Below are 297 nucleotides of genomic sequence, written 5' to 3'. Positions count from 1 at the left end.
CCGTTCCGGTGTTGGCATCGATCTCGGCCTGAAAGACTTCGCCACACTTTCGACCGGCGAGAAGCTGCCCAATGACCAGTTCGGTCGACGAGCGGCGGAAAAGCTGGCGAAAGCGCAACGGGCGCGAAAGCACAAGCGGCATATCGCGAAGCTGCACGCCAAGGTCGCGAATGCCCGTGCCGATTTCCAGCATAGGCTCGCGCTCGATCTGGTGCGGCGTTTCGATTACCTCGCGGTCGGCAACGTGTCGGCTGCGAAGCTCGCCAGAACCAGGATGGCGAAAAGCGTCTACGACGC

1 protein-coding gene is annotated in these 297 nt (G+C 62.0%); it reads left to right on the top strand.

What is annotated here, in order from left to right; all coding sequences use genetic code 11:
• A partial coding sequence (locus tag SB786_RS35965; protein WP_410731540.1) for a transposase occupies positions 1 to 297 on the top strand: 297 nt, incomplete at both ends.

The organism is Burkholderia sp. SIMBA_062 (assembly GCF_046534765.1).
GTDB lineage: Bacteria > Pseudomonadota > Gammaproteobacteria > Burkholderiales > Burkholderiaceae > Burkholderia > Burkholderia ambifaria.
The sequence above is the reverse complement of the archived record's forward strand: the minus strand, read 5'-3'. Positions and strand labels throughout refer to the sequence as shown.